This is a genomic window from Butyrivibrio sp. Su6 (assembly GCF_900108105.1).
Classification (GTDB): domain Bacteria; phylum Bacillota; class Clostridia; order Lachnospirales; family Lachnospiraceae; genus Butyrivibrio.
In genome coordinates, this window is record NZ_FNUR01000006.1 from 170,291 (window position 1) to 189,942 (window position 19,652).

A 19,652-nucleotide genomic window follows, 5' to 3' on the forward strand; every position below is an offset into this window, starting at 1 on the left:
GAAAGGAGTCAGCATGAAGATTAAAACAGTGAGAATGGCAAAAAGGATGCTGGGATTAACATCGGCTGTAGCAATGGCGTTTTGCTTTACTGCCTGCGGACAAAAAGCGGAAGAAAGTACTGAGTTTAAACCTGCCTTGTCTTCTGAAACATCATGCCAGATAAAGGTGGCTGGAAACTATTCAAATTTTGAATCCCTTGAGAGCGAGTTTGAACGCTTTTATGAGTATTATCCGAATGTCAGTCTCAATTACGTAAATCTTGATGATTATAATAACACGATCACAAGCGCGATTATGAGCGATGAGGCTCCTGATATATATGTAACGGCAACATGGATGCTGGAAGATGATAAAATGGCTCCTGTTTTTGAAAATGCGGAGGTGCTTTCGGATCCGTCGCTTAATATCAATCTGGATTGTCTCAGAAAAGGCACCTGCTGGACACTGGAAAATGGAGATGTAGTCATGCTCCCTATTTTTACAAGGACCTATGGAATGCTTGTGAATATGGACCTTTTTGAGATGAACGGGCTTGAAGTTCCCAAGAATTACAATGAACTTGTTGATGTTTGTGACAAGCTCAAGGCAGCAGGCTATGAAGTTCCTATTATGGGAGCAAATGGCATGACAGTAGCGGGAATGTACTATGCTTTTGCTTTTCCGTATTTTTGTGATTATGTCATTAAAAATCCTGAATCAGTCGAAGCCCTCAACTCTATGGAAAAGTCTTCAGGGGAAATGATGAGGCCTGCGCTTGAGAAAATAAAAGCTTTTGTGGATGCAGGGTATCTGAATCCGGGGCTTTGCTCAGAACAGATAGAAGATGATTATAATGCAGTGATCATGCGCTTTTTCGAGGGTGATGTTCCCATAATGCTCGGAAGCGGAGATATGGTTTCCGGTACGCAAAAGCGCGAGAGCAAGTCTGAAGCTTTTTTGGCAAATTCTTTTAAGTATAAATTTTTCATAGTGCCAACCGGGGATGACGGCGGGTATTTTCTTGATTCTGTAAACCTGTTTTTTAGTGTAAATAAAAACAGTCAGAACCTTGATATGACTAATGAATTTATAAGGTTTCTTATGAGAGAAGAAGAGCTTGGTAACATGGCTGCAATTAAGCGACTTACCACACCGACAAACGATTTTTCTTTTGATGAAGTCTATTCATCACTTGAAGGGTTCCCTGAGGATAAGACTTTTAGCTATCAGGAGACAGGTCTAAATGATGCTGTTAACAAGGAGTTCAGGGCAGCGGCATATAATGTTGCAAATGGCATTATGACTGTAGATGAAGCTATAAGCGGGTACGGCAGTTTGTGGGAGTAACTGCTGCCTGCGGAAAGGAAATAGAATGGAAGAGCGCGTAGTTGTTGTGGATGATGATGTGATCATATTGAAAAATGCGAACACGGTTCTTTCGGAAGCGGGTTTTAAGGTTACATGCCTTAAGAGTGGCAAACTTTTACTGGACTATGTAAAAAAGAATGAGATAGATATGCTTCTTTTGGATATCAAAATGCCGGAACTTGACGGCTTTGAGACCATGAGGCTTTTAAGGAAATGGGAAAGAGAAAACGGGGTAAAAGAGATACCGGTGATCTTTTTTACTGCTAATGATGACTGCGAATCGGAGACTATCGGTTTATCACTTGGGGCAATGGATTTCATCAGAAAGCCCTTTGTTGCAGATGTTTTAACCCTTCGTGTAAGGCACCTTCTAGACCTTATCAGATTTCAAAATGATCTCCATGCAGAGGTGGAACGCAAGACCAAGGAAATAGAAGGGCTCTCACTCCATGTGGTACATACACTTGCAGATGCGATTGATGCCAAGGATGCCTATACTAAGGGCCATTCAGGGCGAGTTGCCGAGTATGCGAGAGAAATAGCAAAAAGAGCCGGTTATTCTTTTGACAGGCAGGAAGAAATATACATGATGGGGCTTCTTCACGATGTAGGCAAGATCGGCGTGCCTGACGCGGTGATCAATAAACCGGGTAAGCTTACGGATGAAGAGTTTGAAATAATAAAGACACATCCCGGAAGGGGTGCAAGGATCCTTCAGAATATTGAAGAAATGCCGAAGCTTGCCATAGGAGCCAGGTGGCACCATGAGCGCTACGACGGAAAAGGTTATCCTGACGGACTATCAGGCGAGGAGATTCCGGAAGAGGCCAGGATCATAGCTGTTGCTGATGCCTATGATGCAATGACCAGTAACAGAAGCTACAGAGGCATTATCCCTCAGGATGTGGTCAAAGGAGAGTTTGAGAAGGGCTTGGGAACCCAGTTTGATCCGCGTTTTGCGGCTATTATGCTTGAAATAATAAGTGAAGACGTGGATTACAAACTTCATGAGGGGACATAAGAAGGCGTGCCTTTGAGTTCAATAAATGTATGGCAGGAGAGATCAAAGATGCTGAATATTGAAAAAAGAATGGATGGACAGGAACTGATCGTGGAGCTTGAAGGAAGGCTTGATACCTTGACTGCACCACAGCTTGAAAAGGCTGTCAGCGAGGATATTGAAAAGGCGGAGTCGATTCTTTTTGACTTCGGAAAGCTTGAGTATATTTCAAGTGCAGGCCTTCGTGTAATAAATGCTGTTGATATTGAAATGAGTGAAAAGAAGGGAATGGCACTTAAAGACGTACATGGAAGTGTCATGGATGTTTTGGAGCTTACCGGTCTTTCTAATGAGCTTAAGATAATCTGATGACCGGTGGCAGAGCTAAAACGGAGGTAATCATGGGTAGTAGCGAAAAAAAAGCTGGTGGTCCATTGTTTAGAAAAAAGGCACTTACAAGGATCGCATCTCCGGAGGAACTAAACGATTATCTAAAGGTTACAAATCCGGCTAACTGGATGATACTTGGATCCATCATTGCTATTCTTATTGGAATCATTGTGTGGTCATTTGCGGGTAACTTAAATACCTATGTATCAGGTGAAGCTGTAGCAGAGGATGGCCAGATCACAGCTCATATAGTAAATGATAATGCCCGGTATATAAGGGAAGGGCAGACCATAATGATAGGTGAAAAGACATCCAAAGTTTTTAAAGTTGAACAGGATGAGTTTGGAAGGACCAGGGTGGAAGCATCTATGGATATTCCGGACGGTGAGTACATGGTAAAGATAGTGATTGAGCAGATAACACCATTTGAGCTTTTATTCAATTAGATACCGGAGATGACGGATGAATAAAAAAATAAAGCAGCCAGTTGGTGCCGGCGTTGCTAAGGTTCCGGTAATAATGCAAATGGAAACTTTGGAATGCGGGGCTGCATCACTGGCCATGGTAATGGCATATTACGATAAATGGATACCCTTGGAGCAGGTTCGCGTGGACTGCGGCGTTTCAAGGGATGGTTCAAATGGAAAAAATATAATGCTGGCGGCAAGGAACTATGGCTTTGAAGCAAAGGGATTTTTTTATGAGCCGGAAACACTGAAGAAGAAAGGTGTATTTCCTTGCATTATCCACTGGGACTTTAACCATTTTGTTGTTCTTGATGGCTTTAAGGGCAGCTCGGTATATATCAATGATCCCGCAAGAGGGGCCATCAAGGTGTCCATGGAGGAATTTGATGAGTCTTTTACGGGAGGCTGTATAAAAATAAAGCCCGGAGAAAACTTCGTTCCTGAGGGCAGAAGAAAGAGTACGCTTGAGTTTGCACAAAAAAGACTAAAGGGCGCAGGTGCCGCTGTTGTACTTGCTACGCTTACGACCATTATCACATATCTTTTTGGAATCATAAATCCGGTCATGTCCAAGGTCTTTATAGACAGACTTCTCACAGGCAAGAACCCGGAGTGGCTCTATCCATTTACGGGAATAATGACAGGGCTTGCTTTGCTTCAGCTTATTGCCCAGTGGGTGGGGACAACAAGTTCACTTAAGGTAAACGGAAAAATGGCGATGGTCGGAAGTACTTCCTATATGTGGAAAGTACTGAGGATGCCAATGGAGTTCTTTTCACAGAGGCTGACGGGTGACATTATCCAAAGGCAGGCTACCAATGAAACTATCGCAGGAACACTGGTGAGCACGGTTGCCCCTTTGGCACTAAATACCATAATGATGATATTTTATCTGGTGGTGATGCTAAGGTACAGTGTGATGCTTACCTTTGTGGGGATCACTACGATAGTGATAGATCTGATAATTGCCAGATTTATGTCAGAGAAAAGAGTTAACATCACCAGGGTCCAGATGAGGGACAAAGGCAAGCTTTCAAGTGCCACTGTTTCAGGAATGAGTATGGCTGAGACCATAAAGGCCAGCGGCGCTGAGGATAGTTTTTTTGCCAAATGGGCAGGACTTCAGGCATCGGTTAATTCACAGGAGTGCAGATATGATGAGCTCAATGTATCCCTTGGAATGATCCCGCAGCTTGTGGGAATGCTGGCTAGTGATGTTGTAATGCTTTTGGGAATATGGCTTTCCATGAACGGAGAGTTTACTGTCGGCGGGATCATGACCTTTCAGGGGTTCCTACAAGCCTTCATGAGCCCTGCGCTGACACTTATTTCAGCCGGGCAGACCGTGCAGGAGATGCGCACCGAGATGGAGAGAATAGAGGATGTAATGAATTATCCTCTTGATCCTTTTGTTAAGGATGAGCCTGTTTCTGAGGATGAGGATTACAGTAAGCTTCCTGGTGAGCTGGAGCTTAAAAACGTTACTTTTGGTTACAATAAGCTAAGGGAACCAATCATAAAAGACTTTTCAATAAAGCTTGAGCCCGGCAGCAGGGTTGCCTTTGTAGGCAGCAGCGGATGTGGAAAATCTACACTTTCCAAGCTTATTTCAGGACTTTACAGACCCTGGAGCGGGGAGATTCTCTTTTCCGGGAAACCCATTGAAAGTATCGACAGAAGCGTATTTACCGGATCTTTAGCAGTTGTGGATCAGGATATTATTCTTTTTGAGGATACAATAGCCAATAACATAAAAATGTGGGACAACTCCATAAAGGACTACGAAATGGTCCTGGCGGCCAGGGATGCCCAGCTCCATGAGGATATCATGCAAAGAGATGGCGGATATCAGTATGTACTTACGGAGGGAGGAAAGGATTTCTCAGGCGGTCAGAGACAGAGACTTGAGATAGCACGTGTCCTTGCGCAGGATCCTTCTGTAATAATCCTTGATGAAGCGACCAGCGCGCTTGATGCCAAAACTGAATATGATGTGGTAAGTGCAATTAAGGACAGAGGAATTACCTGCATAGTTATTGCTCACAGACTGTCAACCATACGTGACTGTGACGAGATAGTTGTACTGGATAAGGGAGTTGTGGTCGAGCGTGGAACACATGAAGAACTAATGAAATTAGGCGGTTATTACACAGAGCTTGTAACAAGTGAGTGAGGGAATATGCTTAATTGGTTTGATAAACAGATTAGACAGAGAAAACAAAGTGATCAGGAAGTGTTTGAGGATTCCATTGTCCAGATTGCTGCTGTAGTTATGGGCGGCAGGGCTGCTGATGATATAAACGATGAGCGTATTATCACTAAAAATGCAATAGATGATATCCTGAAATATTATCACTTCAAGCCCTCTGAAATCCCTGCAGGAATAAATGACAGGGAAGAGGAGATGGAATGGGCATTCAGACCTCACGGTTTTATGAAAAGAGAGGTGAAGCTTTCGGACGGATGGTACAAAAATGCTTTCGGCCCGATGATTGCCTTTACAAAAGAGGGAAATGAACCGGCAGCGCTCCTTCCTGGTGAATTTGGTGGTTATCATCTTATAGATCACAAAAGCAGCAAAAAGATCAAGATCAGTTCGAAAAATGCCGGTGAGCTTTCTGATATGGCCTATTGTTTTTACAGACCCCTTCCACTTAGGAAAATCGGGATACCTGATTTGCTCCTTTATATGAAAAGCTGTATCGAATTTAATGACTATGCAGTTTTGCTAATAGCATCCCTGTTTGTGACTTTACTTGGAATGATCGCTCCAAGACTATCAAAGCTCCTCACAGGACCGGTACTTATAAGTGGCAGTAGAAGGCTTCTACTTGGCATTGCACTTCTTATGGTATGTACAGCCATTACATCCCAGCTTGTGAGCACTATCAGAGAAATTGTGATAAAGCGTATAGGGCGAAAGGCTTCACTTCAGGTCGAAGCGGCGGTTATGATGAGAATAATATCTCTGCCCTCGGATTTTTTTAGAAAATATGGGGCAGGCAATCTGGCAGAAAGAGCCGATGCGGTCAGTTCTCTCTGTGACATGCTGATCGGGGATGTTCTTTCAATTGGTATAACGAGTATCTTTTCGCTGCTTTATATCTTTCAGATTGCAAATTTCGCTCCGGAGCTTGCAGGACCAGCTGTTTTGATCATTCTTGTGACAGTAGTTGTTGGTCTTATCACCTCGCTTATGCAGATGCAGCTTTCGAGTAATCAGATGCAGCTAAGTGTAAGAGAGTCTGGTTTAAAGTATGCGATTGTTTCGGGAATCCAGAAGATAAAGCTTGCAGGGGCAGAGAAAAGAGTTTTTGCAAAGTGGGCAGGAATTTATGCCAAAGAGGCAGAATTTCAGTATAGTCCACCTCTTTTCATAAAACTCAATACAGTAATCACAACAGCCATTTCTTTGTTTGGAACAATAATCCTGTATTTTCTTGCGGTAAAAAGTGGTATTGGAGTATCGGGATATTATGCTTTTTCCATTTCCTATGGAATGGTCATGGGCGCTTTTTCTGCACTTAGCGGTATCGCTATTTCAATTGCTCAGATACCGCCTGTCCTTGAAATAGCGGATCCTATTCTTAAGGCCGGGCCGGAAGTTATGGAGGATAAGGAGGTACTTACAAAGATTTCTGGAGGCATCGAACTGAACAATGTTTCTTTTCGTTATAATGACCAGATGCCATATGTTATAGATGATCTTTCACTTAGGATAAAACCCGGAGAATACGTAGGACTGGTTGGAAAGACCGGTTGCGGAAAATCCACACTTATGAGGATACTGTTGGGATTTGAAAAGCCTTCAAAGGGCGCTGTCTACTATGATGGAAAAGATATCAATAGCATTGATCTTAGATCTCTTAGAAGAAAAATTGGTTCCGTGATGCAAAATGGGGAGCTGTTCCAGGGAGATATTTATGAAAATATAGTTATCTCGGCGCCACAGCTTACACTTGATGATGCGTGGGAAGCCGCCGAGCTTGCGGGAATTGCAGACGATATACGGGACATGCCTATGGGAATGCAGACGCTTGTTAGTGAAGGGCAAGGCGGCATATCGGGAGGCCAAAGGCAGCGCATAATGATAGCCCGCGCCATTGCTCCAAAGCCTAAGATTCTCATTTTTGATGAAGCTACCTCAGCCCTTGATAATTTAACTCAGAAGAAGGTCTCTAAGGCTCTAGATAGCCTTAGGTGCACAAGGATAGTTATTGCTCACAGGCTGTCAACAATCAGAAACTGCGACAGGATACTGGTACTTGATAAAGGAAAAATTGTCGAAGAGGGCAGTTACGACCAGCTTATTGAAAAGAATGGCTTTTTTGCAGAACTGATAAAGAGGCAGCGCGTAGATGTAAGCACCGAATGTAGCTAATTCTTAATATTGTGTTTAGAAACATATTAGAGGGTTTTTACATTCATACTGTAAAATATCTGCATGAATTACTATATTTCATGGCTTTGAAATCTTTTTTAGGAGGATTTAATGATGAGAATTGATGAACTTACACCTGAACTATTAGAAAAGGCAAAAAAATGCGAAAGCTACGAAGAAAGAATGGCATTTATCAGTGAAAATGAAATTGAACTTTCAGATGAGCAGATGGAAGCATTGAGTGGTGGCGGTGGAAAAGCAATAGAAAGAGGATTAGTTAAAGGAAAAATTATGACTTGCCGCGAATGCAAAGAAGGACAAATGGTTAAGACTGGAAGAACCAAACCTGGAAAAATCTTTGGTGATTTTTGGCCGGATGAAGAGTGGAAATGCAACAGTTGCGGATTTATTAAATGGATTTGAAATTAAACAATCATTTTCTATAAATATCAGGAGGACATAAAAATGAAATTAAATGAACTTACACCTGAACTTTTAGAAAAGGCCAAAAAATGCGAAAGCTATGAAGAAAAAATGGCATTTATCAGTGAGAATGAAATTGAGCTGTCAGATGAGCAAATGGAAGCATTGAGTGGCGGCGGAACGCCTCAAAACGGAGAAAAAGCAAGAGATGCCAAATATACTTGCCGTAAATGTAAAAAAGGAACCATGCAAAAGACTGGTAAAACCAGACCCGGAAAGATTTTTGGAGATTTATGGCCTGATGTAGAAATGAAATGTAATGCATGTGGTTTCACAAAATTCTGGAATTGGTAATCCATAAACATCGGCAATCAGGGACAGGATATGGCTCTATGCTGCCGTGGTGGAATGTTTTGTGGAGAACGAAATGAATCGCGCAAAAAAGAGAAAAAAAAGATATGTTTCGTTACAGGTCAAGACGTTCAGGGCAATCATGATTGGCGCACTTGTCCTTATACTTGCAGGGACTGCTACGGGTCTTTTACTGCATATTTACTTGTTCCTGCGGCAATATAAAGTCGAGTCCCGTCATCAGCTTGAGAGTATGTTGGCGCTTCAGGACAGTGCCTATATAGAAAAAATCTATCAGGAAACCAGAGAAATATATGACAATCTTCCGGAGGAAATCAGAAGTGATCAGATGTCAGATGAGTTTTATAATGCATTCAGACCTCTGGTGGATGATGATTTTTTGGCTGCCAGAGATATCCTTGTGATATTTCGTGAAAAGATGGAGCAGCGCAATGTGTTTTTAATGTTTCCGGATAGGGAAAATAACCGCGTAGTGTATGTTGTTGACGGTGATGAAGCGGAGTGGGCTTACCTTCCCGGGCAGTGGACAGATGCGGATATTGAAGATACGGAAAAAATAGTTGATTCATCATGGCGCCTTGCAATTACCCATGACAGTGAGTATGGGTGGATTGGTTCAGAAGTCTTACCTGTTTACGGACAAAATGGTGATATGCTGGGATATGCCGTGGCAGATATTGATCTGAATGACTTTCTTAAGTCGATACTTCGTTTTCTTGTGATCCTTGTGATTGTCGCGGTTCTGCTGGTAGTTCTTTTGGCATTTGTATTTGCTAAGATGCTAAAGAATCATATTATCAGGTATTTGGTTTCAATGGCCTGTGCTGCGCGGAACTATACGCAGATGGACAAAGTGAATTTGGATATGGAGACTCCCTCTGTATACGAGCCTCTTGCAATTGAAACAGCTGACGAGATTGAGGATCTTTGGAAGAACATGATCGAGATGGAATCTGATATAAAGGATTCCATTGTAAGGCTCAGAGACATTACTGCGCAGCAGGAGAGGATAGAAGCAGAGCTGGCAATTGCCACCAGAATACAGATGGGTATGCTCCCTGATAAATTCCCGGATAGCTCTGAGTATGAGCTTTTTGCGTCAATGGAGCCTGCATTGGAGGTCGGCGGAGATCTGTATGACTTTTTTATGGTGGATGATACTCATCTGGCCATGGTAATCGCTGATGTTTCAGACAAGGGCGTTTCTGCAGCTCTTTTTATGGTTATCACAAAGACACTGATACGAAGCCAGGCTGAGCAGGGAGTTCAGGATCCTGCTCAGATTTTTGCAATCGTGAATAGAAAACTGATGGAAGTGAACCGTGCCCATATGTTTGTTACGGCATGGCTTGGAATTCTTGACCTTCAAAGCGGCAGAGTTGTTTATGTCAACGCAGGTCATGAATATCCCGCTGTCAGGAGAGCAGGTGAATCCTTTGAAATCCTCAAGGATGTGCACTGTCTGCCTCTTGCTGCAAGATTGAAAGTGGAATTCAGATCGGGAGAGTTTATGCTTAGCCCAGGCGATGCGCTTTTTCTTTATACGGATGGAGTACCTGAGGCAAATAACGAGAATAATGAACTTTTGGGCGTAGATAAGATGATTGAGATATTGAACAGTATTCCGGATGCTGATCCTAAAGAAGTAATTGCAAATGTGAAGGAGGGCATTGCGGAATTTGTTAAAGATTCAAAGCAGTTTGATGATACGACCATGCTGTGTCTTAGGTTTAAAGGAAATTAAGTAGAGAATTAAAAATTGCCACGGTGGTTCTTTTTTCGTATCAATATGTGAAACGACGATCAGGTAAAAAAGGAGCGTTAGCCATGAGTAAAGATAGTATAAAAAAAGAAAAACTTAGTCTTGATGAACTCGGAACAGTTTCCGGCGGAAATGCAATTTTTGAGCCGATAGGGGAATCTGGTTTTGATTACGATTCAATTTCTGCTCCTGATGCTTATACGCCTTTTAAGAATAATTCAGGTCCCCATGACCATTCCAAAAAGCAAAAAGGCAGGATGAAACCCTGAAGAGGGATAAATCTATTGACAAAAAAATTTAAGGCTTTTATACTTTAACTTAATAAACCGTTGCGGGAGAGTAAGTAACCGATATGTGAGCATCACAGCTAGTCGCAGATGGTGAGAGTGCGATATGCAGCATGACGGCGAATGGACTTCCAAGGGCAAACAGAAAAGGGTTACACCTTAGTATGGGCGACGGGGCAGGACTCCCCGTTATAAAAGGTCAGCATATGTATGTATGCGTTAAGAGGGCGTCTATGACGTCAAGCAGGGTGGCACCGCAGATGATTATATTATCTGTCCCGGCATTTTAACAATGCAGGGGGCAGATTTTTTTTTGCTTTAAGAAATCTGCTCCGAAACAAAAACCCAAAGGAGAAAAGATATGAAAAAAGCACAGATCACAAAGAAACTAATGTCAATTGGAATGGCCGCAGCTATCGGCCTTGTAGCAGCAGGGTGCGGCTCTTCCGGCGCTGGCACCACAGGAACTAGTGAACAGGCAGGTACAGGAGCTAAAGAGTACAAGATCGGCATATGCAATTATGTTGATGATGCTTCTCTTAATCAGATCGTAGATAATATTCAGAGTGAGCTAAGTGCCATAGCAGAGAAGGAAGGCGTCACATTTAATATCAAATATGACAACTGTAATGCAGATGCCAATGTACTTAATCAGATCGTAGCTAATTTCCAGGCTGATAATGTAGACCTGATGATAGGTGTAGCTACACCTGTTGCTATGGCAATGCAGGGAGCAACTGATGGTCAGGATACACCTGTTGTATTTTCTGCTGTATCTGATCCTATTTCAACAGGACTTGTAGCTTCTATGGATGCTCCCGGAGCAAATGTTACAGGTACATCAGATATGCTCAATACAGAGGCAATCATGAACATGATCCTGGCAGCAGATCCTGATATTTCAAAGGTTGGTCTTTTATATGATGCAGGTCAGGATGCATCCACAACAGCCATCAAAGATGCAAAAGAATTTCTTGAAGCACATAATATCGAAGTCGTTGAGCAGACAGGAACCAATGTAGAAGAGGTTACTCTTGCAGCCAATGCACTGGTTTCTGCCGGAGTAGAAGCGATTTTCACACCAACAGACAATACTATTATGACAGCTGAGCTTTCAATCTATGAGCTCTTCCGCGAAGCAGGTATCCCTCACTACTGCGGAGCTGACTCTTTTGCACTTAACGGAGCTTTCCTTGGATTTGGTGTTAACTATGCAGACCTTGGAAAAGAGACTGCTGATATGGCAGCTGACATTCTGCTAAATGCAAAGGATCCGGGCAGCGTTGCAGTTAAGACTTTTGACAATGGTATCGTAACGCTCAATGAAGAAATGATGGAGGCTCTTGGCATGGACATGGAGAGCGCAGAAAAAGCTTTTGGAGCCTATGCTTCATCAATCCAGACCATCAAGACCGCAGAGAGTTTTGAATAATTATTTATAGAGGTTAAAAGAAATGATATCCCTTATTCAAACTGCTGTTGAGCTGGGACTTATCAGCTCTCTTACAGTACTTGCTTTGTATATGAGTTATACCATGTTGAATGTATGTGATCTGTCAACAGACGGAGCATTCACCATGGGTGCTGCAGTAGGAGCAGTGGTTACACTGGCAGGCCATCCTTTTCTTGCGCTTCCTGCAGCAATGCTGTCAGGTATGCTGTCCGGCTTTGTGACAGCTCTTTTACAGACTAAAATGGGCGTTGACAGCCTTCTTGCGGGTATTACTGTCAACACAGCTTTGTATTCCGTTAATATTGCTGTAATGGGAAAGTCTTCGCTGCTTAATCTTAACAGTTCAGGAAGCATTTTTTCATTTGCTTCAGACCTGTTGGATGGCAGTGCTGCGGATCCTTATTCCAAACTTATAGTGATAACCCTTATAGTTATGCTGGTTATGATCTGTATCATTACATTCTTAAGGACAAGACTTGGACTTGCCATAAGGGCAACGGGAGACAATCCGGATATGGTCAGATCTTCATCAATCAATACTGTTGCTATCACTATTACAGGGCTTTGTTTGTCCAATGCGCTTACAGCTCTTTCAGGATGTCTTTTGGCTCAATATAACAAATCCGCCAACATTGACATAGGAACCGGAATGCTGACAATTGCTCTTGCATCCCTTCTTATTGGCAGGCTCTTTTTTAGAAATAAGGGAGTAGGTCATGGAGTAATAGGAGCTGTGATCGGAGCCATATTCTTCAGACTTGTCTACACCATGGCGCTCAGGCTCAATATGCCTGCCTTTATGCTAAAACTTGTTTCTTCCGTAATTGTCATTCTGGCAATAAGCGGACCTTATTTCCTTGGAAAGATGAGGAAGAAAGGAGGGGCCAATGCTTAAACTTCAAGCTGTAAACAAGACCTTTGGCAAAGGCACAGTCAATGAGAAAAAAGCCCTTGGCAATATTGATCTTGATGTGAAAAAGGGAGATTTTATCAGCATCATCGGTTCAAATGGCGCAGGTAAGTCAACTCTTTTAAACGCTATAAGCGGCGTGTTTGAGATAGATAGCGGAAGCATCATGCTGGACGGCGTGGATATCACCAGAATGTCCGAACACAAAAGGGCAGCAGTCATAGGCAGGCTCTTTCAGGATCCAATGAAGGGGTCAGCTCCTTCCATGAGCATAGAGGATAATCTGTACCTGGCATCAGGCAAAAGAGGCTGGTTTTCTCATATGACAAGCGCAGACAGAAAAGAATTCAGGGAAAGACTAGCACTTTTGGGCATGGGACTGGAAGACAGGATGAAGCATCCTGTAGGTCTTTTATCCGGTGGACAGAGGCAGGCGCTGACACTTTTGATGGCTACCTACAATGTTCCAAAGCTTCTTTTACTGGATGAGCATACGGCAGCCCTTGACCCGGCAACAGCGGAGAAAGTTCTTGCTCTGACTAAAGATGTCATAGAAAAGAACAATATAACCTGCCTTATGATCACTCACAATATGCAGTCCGCCCTTGATCTGGGCAATCGTACGATCATGATGAATGATGGCGAGATCATATATGATGTTGAGGGCGAGAAAAGAGCTAAAACTACCGTTGAAGATCTTTTGCAGCTCTTTAAGGACAAGGCAGGCGAAAAACTTACTAACGACAGGATGCTTCTTTCATAAGAAATGCTATTTTTGTGTTTATGAGCCCTAGACATAGAGATAAATGAGAAAACGTGATATAATCGAGAACGCTGCGTTTATATAAAATTAAATGCAGAATATATTTTTTAAAGGAAGTAGTAATGAAAGAAGAAAAGAAATTAGGGCTCATGGCTCTCATACTGATGATCTTTACATCAGTATATGGCTTCAACAATATCCCGAGATCTTATTATTTAATGGGATATGCAGCAATACCATGGTTTGTTATTGCTGGTATTTTATTCTTTATACCATTTGCATTTATGGTAGCAGAGTTTGGCTCTGCATTTAAGGACGAAACAGGTGGTATGTATTCCTGGATGTGCAAGTCAGTAGGTCCAAAGTATGCATTCATCGGAACATTCATGTGGTACACATCATATGTACTTTGGATGGTAAATGTTTCATCAGGTATCTGGGTACCTGTATCAAATCTTATTTTTGGTGAGGATTGCACATCAAGTTGGTCTTTCTTTGGCTCAAAAATCCTTTCCGGTTCAAGACTTCTTGGTGTCATGGCAATCATCTTTTTTATCTTTATCACATACTTTGATTCAAAGGGTATTGATAAGATTAGCAAGGTAACATCAATTGGTGGTACAGCAGTTCTTGTGATCAACATCATGGTGGTTGTTGGTTCAGTAGTTATGATCATAGCTCGTCATGGTCAGCTTGAGCAGCCATTTTTAGGCACAGAGTCTTTAATGGTTCCTCTTAACGCAGCTTATCAGGGCAGCCCGATCATGATCTTATCATTTATTGTATATGCACTTTTCGCTTACGGCGGAATCGAAGCAGTTGGCGGACTTGTTGATAAGACAGAGAATCCAAAGAAGAACTTCCCTAAGGGAATTGTGGCAGCAGCTTTGGTAATCGTAGTTGGTTATGCTATTCTTATCCTGCTTGTAGGCTCATTTACAAACTACAACGAAATCCTTGGAACAGATAGCATTACACTTGGAAACGTCTCATATGTGATCATGTCAAACTTTGCAGCAGCTTTTGGTAAGGTGTTTGGTGCTTCTGTTGCTACTCAGGCTGCTCTTGCTCACGGATTTGCCAGAGTATACGCGCTTATTATGCTTCTTGCACTTATGGGTGCTATGTTTGCACTTGTTTATTCACCACTTAAGCAGATTATCGACGGAACTCCAAAGGAGCTTTGGCCGGGTAAGATGGGAGAAATTGCAGAGGATGGTATGCCAAAGAACGCCATGTGGATCCAGTGTGCAATCGTTTGTACCATGATTCTTTTAGTCTCATTTGGTGGGGATACAATGCAGCAGTTCTTCGTGATCTTAACAGCAATGGTAAACGTTGGTATGACAGTGCCATACATGTTTATTTCATTCGCATTCCCTAAGTTTAAGAAGATGAAGAACATTGACAGAAGTTTCGAAGTATTCAAGACTCAGAAGTCTGCAAATATCTGGGGCTATGTTGTAACACTTACATTGTTCTTTGCAAACGCTTTTGCTATTATTCAGCCAGCCATCGAAGGCGACTGGAAGACTACCTTCTGGTCATTAAGTGGTCCGGTTATCTTTGGACTTGCTGCATGGATCATTTATAAGCGTTATGAAAAGAAAACATTGTAACATAATAATAAATTGACTATTACAAAGCTATTTTGAGGCTGAAAAATGCCTTAAGTCAAAACGGAAAGGCAACAGCTTCGGTGTATAGCTTCTGCAGTACTTTAATAAAAGTATCAAGACTCTGACGCTGGTCTGCTTTATGAGTGCATAAGACGCAAGCGAAGGTATCATCACAGTCATAAGGAATCCATGCAAATTGTCCGCTGTGGTCGTTAAGAAAGCCGGGAGCCAGGCAGATGCCTTTACCGGAAGCAATGTTTGTAAGAGTGGTGTCATGATCCGGACTGTTAAAATACTCAATCTTTCCTGATGAAATAAGCTTTTGCTGTACGGATCTAAGGAGCGCCGGTGAGCCGCCACCTACCATAAGAGTGCGGCCGTATATATCTTCATCAGTAATAAGATTTTTTGATGCAAGAGGATCATTTTTATCACATATTAAATAAATATGACTTTTAAACAGCTTGTGGACAGTAGTGCCTGCAAGCTGTTTTGTCTGTTCTTCCAAGGCAAATACAACATCAGATTCATTTTTTAGGAAGCTATCCATGCTGTTTCCGTATTGGAAAAGTGGTGTGATCTGAGTGCCTGGAGCTTTCTTTTCAAATTCCTTTATTGCTTCTGGCAGAAAGTAGAGAGCCTGCCGTACTGACATACTTATAGTGATGTTTTCTTTGTATCTTACGCTGAAGTTTTGCCCCTGCTCAATAGCTCTTTTCAGTTCTTCACGCATATTTGAAAGAAAGGTTACAAACTGCTGACCGGCAGGAGTAAGTGTAGCACCCTTCCCATTTCTTACGAAAATTTCAAAACCAACTTCCTCTTCAAGTAGTTTTATCTGATATGAAAATGTAGGCTGACTTACGAACATTTCCAATGGCAGTAGCGACATTCTTAGAGAAATACGATTTTGCCGGAAAAACAATTCTTCCTCTTTGTACAAATGAAGGAAGCGGAATGGGTTCCAGTGAACGTGATGTAAAAAAGTATGCTAAGGGCGCAGATGTGAAAAATGGACTTGCAATTACCGGAAGTCAGGCTGCAAATGCTAAGGCGGCTGTGGAAAAGTGGTTTTCTTCTAATAGATTGATATAAGGCTTATTCAGTTTGCAGGATGGAAACCGGATTTTGAAAAATAAGAGATTCATAGGACAGTTATTTCGAAAGAGATAGCTGTCCTTTTTTGTTACTACTTTTGAATTGTGTATTCCGTGATGGTGGTTGATTCGATATAATGAAAAACAGTTAAATTTTACAAATAATTGATTTATGACATGGGGATACAATGCTTTTATACCATTATTTTGATAAGAAAACAGGTCCATTTCGGAATCTGTCGGATCTAAGCGAAGAAGAAGCCAAAAAGTTGCTTCTGACTATAAAGGCCGAAAAGCCTGAAACCATGTGCGCCAAAAGGCAAGACAGTTACATTGTGGATAGAAGGCGGTTCGAAGAGATACTAAGAACCGAGTTCCAGAAAAAGGGTGGGAAGATCGAACGAAAAGCCCCTCATTATCTGGTGATAGGTGAATGTCCGTGGTTACAGAGCTGGTTCGAAGACTGCGATCATATAGTGATAGATACAGCAGACTTGGATCTGAGCACAGTTTCTTTTACCTATGGAGATTCTCATCCAACATTCAGTGACCGGGTCAATGATGGAAAAGAGTACAGAAAGAAGCTCTACACATACGACGAGATAATAGGCGTGATTAAAAAATATGGTCTTCCCCAAGACTGGAACCCAGATGGGGAATATGGTCCTGAGAGATATGTCGAAGCTCATGTGTGGAGTGATAGAGGGATAAAAAAGATGGCCAAGGACAAGGATCTATTAAAATATGAAAATGCTGACAAATAAAGAGATTAAAGAAATTGCAATGAGACAATCCGCTGAAGATATAGGATGTAAAGCAGAGGATTTCTTTTCTGAGAAAAATATAATCTGTAAGTTTCATTTGGGAGATAATGCACGCAGGTATTATAAAGAACCAATCACCTGCAACTTTGTTTCTTACGGGAATAATGTTGTAGCAGCTACAGGGGACGAAGTGACAGATCTGGTTTCAGAATACGTAGATAAATATGAGTTCTACCATCTTTTTGAGACTCCAAATATGCACTGGCTTGAGGAGCGTCTTTCGGAGCGCGGGTACAAGATATGTTTTATGGCGGAGTACTACCTTCCTGATGTGGAGAGGATTCACAATATACAATGCTTATATGAGACAAGAATACTTGTACAGGATGATTTCAAGAACTTATATCTACCGGAGTGGAGCAATGCGTTATGCAGTGAGCGTAAAAATCTGGATGTTCTGGGAGTTGGAGCTTATGACCAGGATAAGCTGATAGGATTTGCTGCATGTTCAGCTGATTGTGATGACATGTGGCAGATAGGGGTAGATGTTCTTCCTGAGTACAGGCAAAAGGGGATAGCATCCGCTCTTACAAGCAGGTTGGCAAAAGAAATACTTGGAAGAGGAAAAGTGCCATTCTACTGTTCTGCATGGTCTAATATCAGGTCGGCGAGAAATGCAGTGAAGAGTGGATTTGTTCCGGCATGGGTCGAGATGACTATAAAACCAGCAAATATAGTTGATGAGATCAATTCAGAGGCGGGTAAATAAATGAATTTCAGAAAGGCAACAATAGAAGATCTGGATATACTTGTCACCACAAGAATAGAAGTTTTGAGGGCAGCAAACAGGCTTGATGCAAGCGTTGATATGTCAGAGGTGGAGCGGCAATCCAGGGATTATTATTCTAAAGCTATGGCTGATGGCTCACATATAGCATATTTGGTGTTTGACGAGGACAAATTTATAGGTGCCGGCGGAGTGAGCTATTACAGAGTAATGCCAACATATCATAATACGTCAGGTGAAAAAGCATACATCATGAATATGTATACGGCATCTGATTATCGCAGGAGGGGAATAGCTTATAAGACTTTGGACCTTCTTGTACAGGATGCAAGGAGTAGAGGAATCAAAGCAATCTCTCTTGAAGCTACTGAGATGGGAAGACCTCTGTATGAGAAGTATGGCTTTGTAAAAATGAATGATGAAATGGAACTTAGGTAATAACAGGAATATATTCCAGTTTTATAGACGATGACAAATCGAGATTTGAAGAGGTGAAGCCATGGCATGGAAATGTCCGAAATGCGGCAGAGAGTTCAGCAGACAAAACCAGGACCATTACTGTGTGAAGCCGCAGAATATTGATGAATACATTGCTGCCCAGGATGAGAAATATAAGCCCAGATTAATGGAAATCCGGGAGATCCTTCGTGATGCACTGCCGGACGCGGAGGAACGGATCTCCTGGTCGATGCCCACTTATTGGAAAGGTCGTAATATCATTCATTTCGCAGCATCAAAGAAACATCTGGGCATTTATCCCGGTGGTGAGGCTACATCTGTATTTACGGAGGAACTCTCCGATTATGACGTAAGCAAGGGCACGATACGGATCCCCTATGATCAGCCTTTACCGGAAGCACTGATCATAAGGATCGCAAAATGGTGCTTTAAGAACTATTCCAAATAAGGTGTAAAGATGGTATGAAGAACGCAATAGAGTTCTGTTGTATTCGGGAAAACGAACTCGGCCTTCTCAAAGACTTTTTATATGAAGCCATATTCATTCCGGAAGGTGTGGAGCCGCCTTCGAGAGATATTGTAGAGAAATCGGAGCTGCGCGTATACACTGATGGTTTCGGTACAAAGTCTGGAGACAACTGCCTCGTCGCGATCCACGACGGAAAAATAGTTGGGGCTGTCTGGACGAGGATCATGAATGATTACGGCCATGTGGATGATGAAACACCTTCATTTGCAATTTCACTGTACAAGGAGTATCGGAGAAAAGGGATCGGCACGAGGCTTATGGAGGAAATGCTGGAGATTCTTCGTGATCAAGGCTATAAAAGAGTGTCTCTCGCTGTTCAGAAGGCTAACTATGCTGTGAAAATGTATCAGAAGACCGGGTTCAGGATCATGAATGAAAATGATGAGGAATTCATCATGGTATGTGAGCTTTAGAAATCGGCATTTGTTGGGCTGAAGTTGGCGTGTTATATCGGAAGATAATTAAATAAGGTGACAAAAGAAATGGATAGAATTGAATTCAAATGGACTGATGGAAACAATGAAGCTTTTCAACAGTTCTATATAGAAACGGAAAAATACTATAGTCAGATTGTTGGCGGAGTTGAAAAAAGAGCTGGGTTTGTTCCATACAATCTATCTGATACTATATCTGATGTTCTCATAGCATATATCAACGGAAAACCTGTTGGTTGTGCAGGACTGAAAAAGTATTCTGATAGTGATGTTGAGATAAAGCGTGTATGGGTAGAAGCTGAGTCAAGAGGTCAAAAGATTGCTAGTAGAATGATGGACTTTATTGAGGAAAAAGCCAGACAAATGAATTACAAGAGAGCAATACTGCAAACAAGACCTATTATGTT

22 protein-coding genes are annotated in these 19,652 nt (G+C 42.1%); 21 read left to right on the forward strand and 1 reads right to left on the reverse strand.

Annotation, left to right across the window (positions count from 1 at the left end; genetic code table 11):
- The first annotated feature begins 13 nt into the window (after window positions 1-13).
- From C4S54_RS08755 to yjeM, 14 genes are all read left to right on the forward strand, one after another.
- On the forward strand, window positions 14-1,327 hold the full coding sequence (locus tag C4S54_RS08755) for an ABC transporter substrate-binding protein (RefSeq protein WP_103869190.1): 1,314 nt from the start codon (window positions 14-16) through the stop codon (window positions 1,325-1,327).
- 25 nt (window positions 1,328-1,352) lie between these two features.
- Window positions 1,353-2,369 (forward strand): HD-GYP domain-containing protein, encoded by a 1,017-nt coding sequence (locus C4S54_RS08760; RefSeq protein ID WP_103869191.1) that lies wholly within the window; start codon window positions 1,353-1,355, stop codon window positions 2,367-2,369.
- 12 nt (window positions 2,370-2,381) lie between these two features.
- On the forward strand, window positions 2,382-2,717 hold the full coding sequence (locus tag C4S54_RS08765; RefSeq protein WP_146059976.1) for an STAS domain-containing protein: 336 nt from the start codon (window positions 2,382-2,384) through the stop codon (window positions 2,715-2,717).
- 32 nt (window positions 2,718-2,749) lie between these two features.
- On the forward strand, window positions 2,750-3,184 hold the full coding sequence (locus tag C4S54_RS08770) for a hypothetical protein (protein WP_103869193.1): 435 nt from the start codon (window positions 2,750-2,752) through the stop codon (window positions 3,182-3,184).
- Between the two features lie 16 nt (window positions 3,185-3,200).
- On the forward strand, window positions 3,201-5,378 hold the full coding sequence (locus C4S54_RS08775) for an NHLP family bacteriocin export ABC transporter peptidase/permease/ATPase subunit (RefSeq protein WP_103869194.1): 2,178 nt from the start codon (window positions 3,201-3,203) through the stop codon (window positions 5,376-5,378).
- 6 nt (window positions 5,379-5,384) lie between these two features.
- The gene (locus C4S54_RS08780; protein ID WP_103869195.1) at window positions 5,385-7,586 is read left to right on the forward strand and encodes an NHLP bacteriocin export ABC transporter permease/ATPase subunit; all 2,202 of its coding nucleotides are present in this window, start codon (window positions 5,385-5,387) and stop codon (window positions 7,584-7,586) included.
- A gap of 111 nt (window positions 7,587-7,697) precedes the next feature.
- On the forward strand, window positions 7,698-8,009 hold the full coding sequence (locus tag C4S54_RS08785; protein ID WP_103869196.1) for a hypothetical protein: 312 nt from the start codon (window positions 7,698-7,700) through the stop codon (window positions 8,007-8,009).
- A 42-nt stretch (window positions 8,010-8,051) separates the two neighbouring features.
- Window positions 8,052-8,363, forward strand: coding sequence for a hypothetical protein (locus C4S54_RS08790; RefSeq protein ID WP_103869197.1), 312 nt, complete (start codon window positions 8,052-8,054; stop codon window positions 8,361-8,363).
- 73 nt (window positions 8,364-8,436) lie between these two features.
- Complete coding sequence (locus tag C4S54_RS08795; protein ID WP_103869198.1) at window positions 8,437-10,125, forward strand: PP2C family protein-serine/threonine phosphatase; 1,689 nt, start codon at window positions 8,437-8,439, stop codon at window positions 10,123-10,125.
- Window positions 10,126-10,208: 83 nt separating this feature from the next.
- Window positions 10,209-10,412, forward strand: a complete 204-nt coding sequence (locus C4S54_RS08800; protein ID WP_103869199.1) for a hypothetical protein — start codon at window positions 10,209-10,211, stop codon at window positions 10,410-10,412.
- Between the two features lie 379 nt (window positions 10,413-10,791).
- Complete coding sequence (locus C4S54_RS08805; RefSeq protein ID WP_103869200.1) at window positions 10,792-11,862, forward strand: ABC transporter substrate-binding protein; 1,071 nt, start codon at window positions 10,792-10,794, stop codon at window positions 11,860-11,862.
- A 22-nt stretch (window positions 11,863-11,884) separates the two neighbouring features.
- Complete coding sequence (locus C4S54_RS08810; RefSeq protein ID WP_103869201.1) at window positions 11,885-12,778, forward strand: ABC transporter permease; 894 nt, start codon at window positions 11,885-11,887, stop codon at window positions 12,776-12,778.
- A complete protein-coding gene (locus C4S54_RS08815; RefSeq protein WP_103869202.1) occupies window positions 12,771-13,556 on the forward strand; it encodes an ABC transporter ATP-binding protein in 786 nt (261 codons plus the stop codon). The genes C4S54_RS08810 and C4S54_RS08815 overlap by 8 nt, the downstream gene beginning before the upstream one ends.
- Before the next feature lie 122 nt (window positions 13,557-13,678).
- Window positions 13,679-15,175 (forward strand): glutamate/gamma-aminobutyrate family transporter YjeM, encoded by a 1,497-nt coding sequence (gene yjeM, locus C4S54_RS08820; RefSeq protein ID WP_103869203.1) that lies wholly within the window; start codon window positions 13,679-13,681, stop codon window positions 15,173-15,175.
- Window positions 15,176-15,230: 55 nt separating this feature from the next.
- On the opposite strand, the gene C4S54_RS08825 is transcribed toward yjeM, so the two are convergent.
- Window positions 15,231-16,046 (reverse strand): LysR family transcriptional regulator, encoded by an 816-nt coding sequence (locus C4S54_RS08825; RefSeq protein ID WP_242973769.1) that lies wholly within the window; start codon window positions 16,044-16,046, stop codon window positions 15,231-15,233.
- 5 nt (window positions 16,047-16,051) lie between these two features.
- Between C4S54_RS08825 and C4S54_RS08830 the strand changes: the two genes are divergently transcribed.
- The 7 genes from C4S54_RS08830 to C4S54_RS08860 all read left to right on the forward strand — a co-directional run.
- Window positions 16,052-16,270, forward strand: coding sequence for a flavodoxin (locus C4S54_RS08830; protein WP_330405639.1), 219 nt, complete (start codon window positions 16,052-16,054; stop codon window positions 16,268-16,270).
- 190 nt (window positions 16,271-16,460) lie between these two features.
- A complete protein-coding gene (locus C4S54_RS08835) occupies window positions 16,461-17,036 on the forward strand; it encodes a hypothetical protein (RefSeq protein ID WP_103869204.1) in 576 nt (191 codons plus the stop codon).
- Window positions 17,017-17,805, forward strand: coding sequence for a GNAT family N-acetyltransferase (locus tag C4S54_RS08840; protein ID WP_330405640.1), 789 nt, complete (start codon window positions 17,017-17,019; stop codon window positions 17,803-17,805). The genes C4S54_RS08835 and C4S54_RS08840 overlap by 20 nt, the downstream gene beginning before the upstream one ends.
- Window positions 17,806-18,261: a GNAT family N-acetyltransferase gene (locus C4S54_RS08845; RefSeq protein ID WP_103869205.1), complete on the forward strand. Its 456-nt coding sequence runs from the start codon at window positions 17,806-17,808 to the stop codon at window positions 18,259-18,261.
- A 124-nt stretch (window positions 18,262-18,385) separates the two neighbouring features.
- Entirely contained in the window at window positions 18,386-18,730 is a 345-nt protein-coding gene (locus tag C4S54_RS08850; protein WP_330405641.1) for an iron chaperone, read from the forward strand.
- 14 nt (window positions 18,731-18,744) lie between these two features.
- Window positions 18,745-19,224: a GNAT family N-acetyltransferase gene (locus tag C4S54_RS08855; protein ID WP_026663217.1), complete on the forward strand. Its 480-nt coding sequence runs from the start codon at window positions 18,745-18,747 to the stop codon at window positions 19,222-19,224.
- A gap of 69 nt (window positions 19,225-19,293) precedes the next feature.
- The coding region (locus C4S54_RS08860) for a GNAT family N-acetyltransferase (RefSeq protein WP_103869207.1) at window positions 19,294-19,652 on the forward strand (359 nt) is incomplete at its 3' end.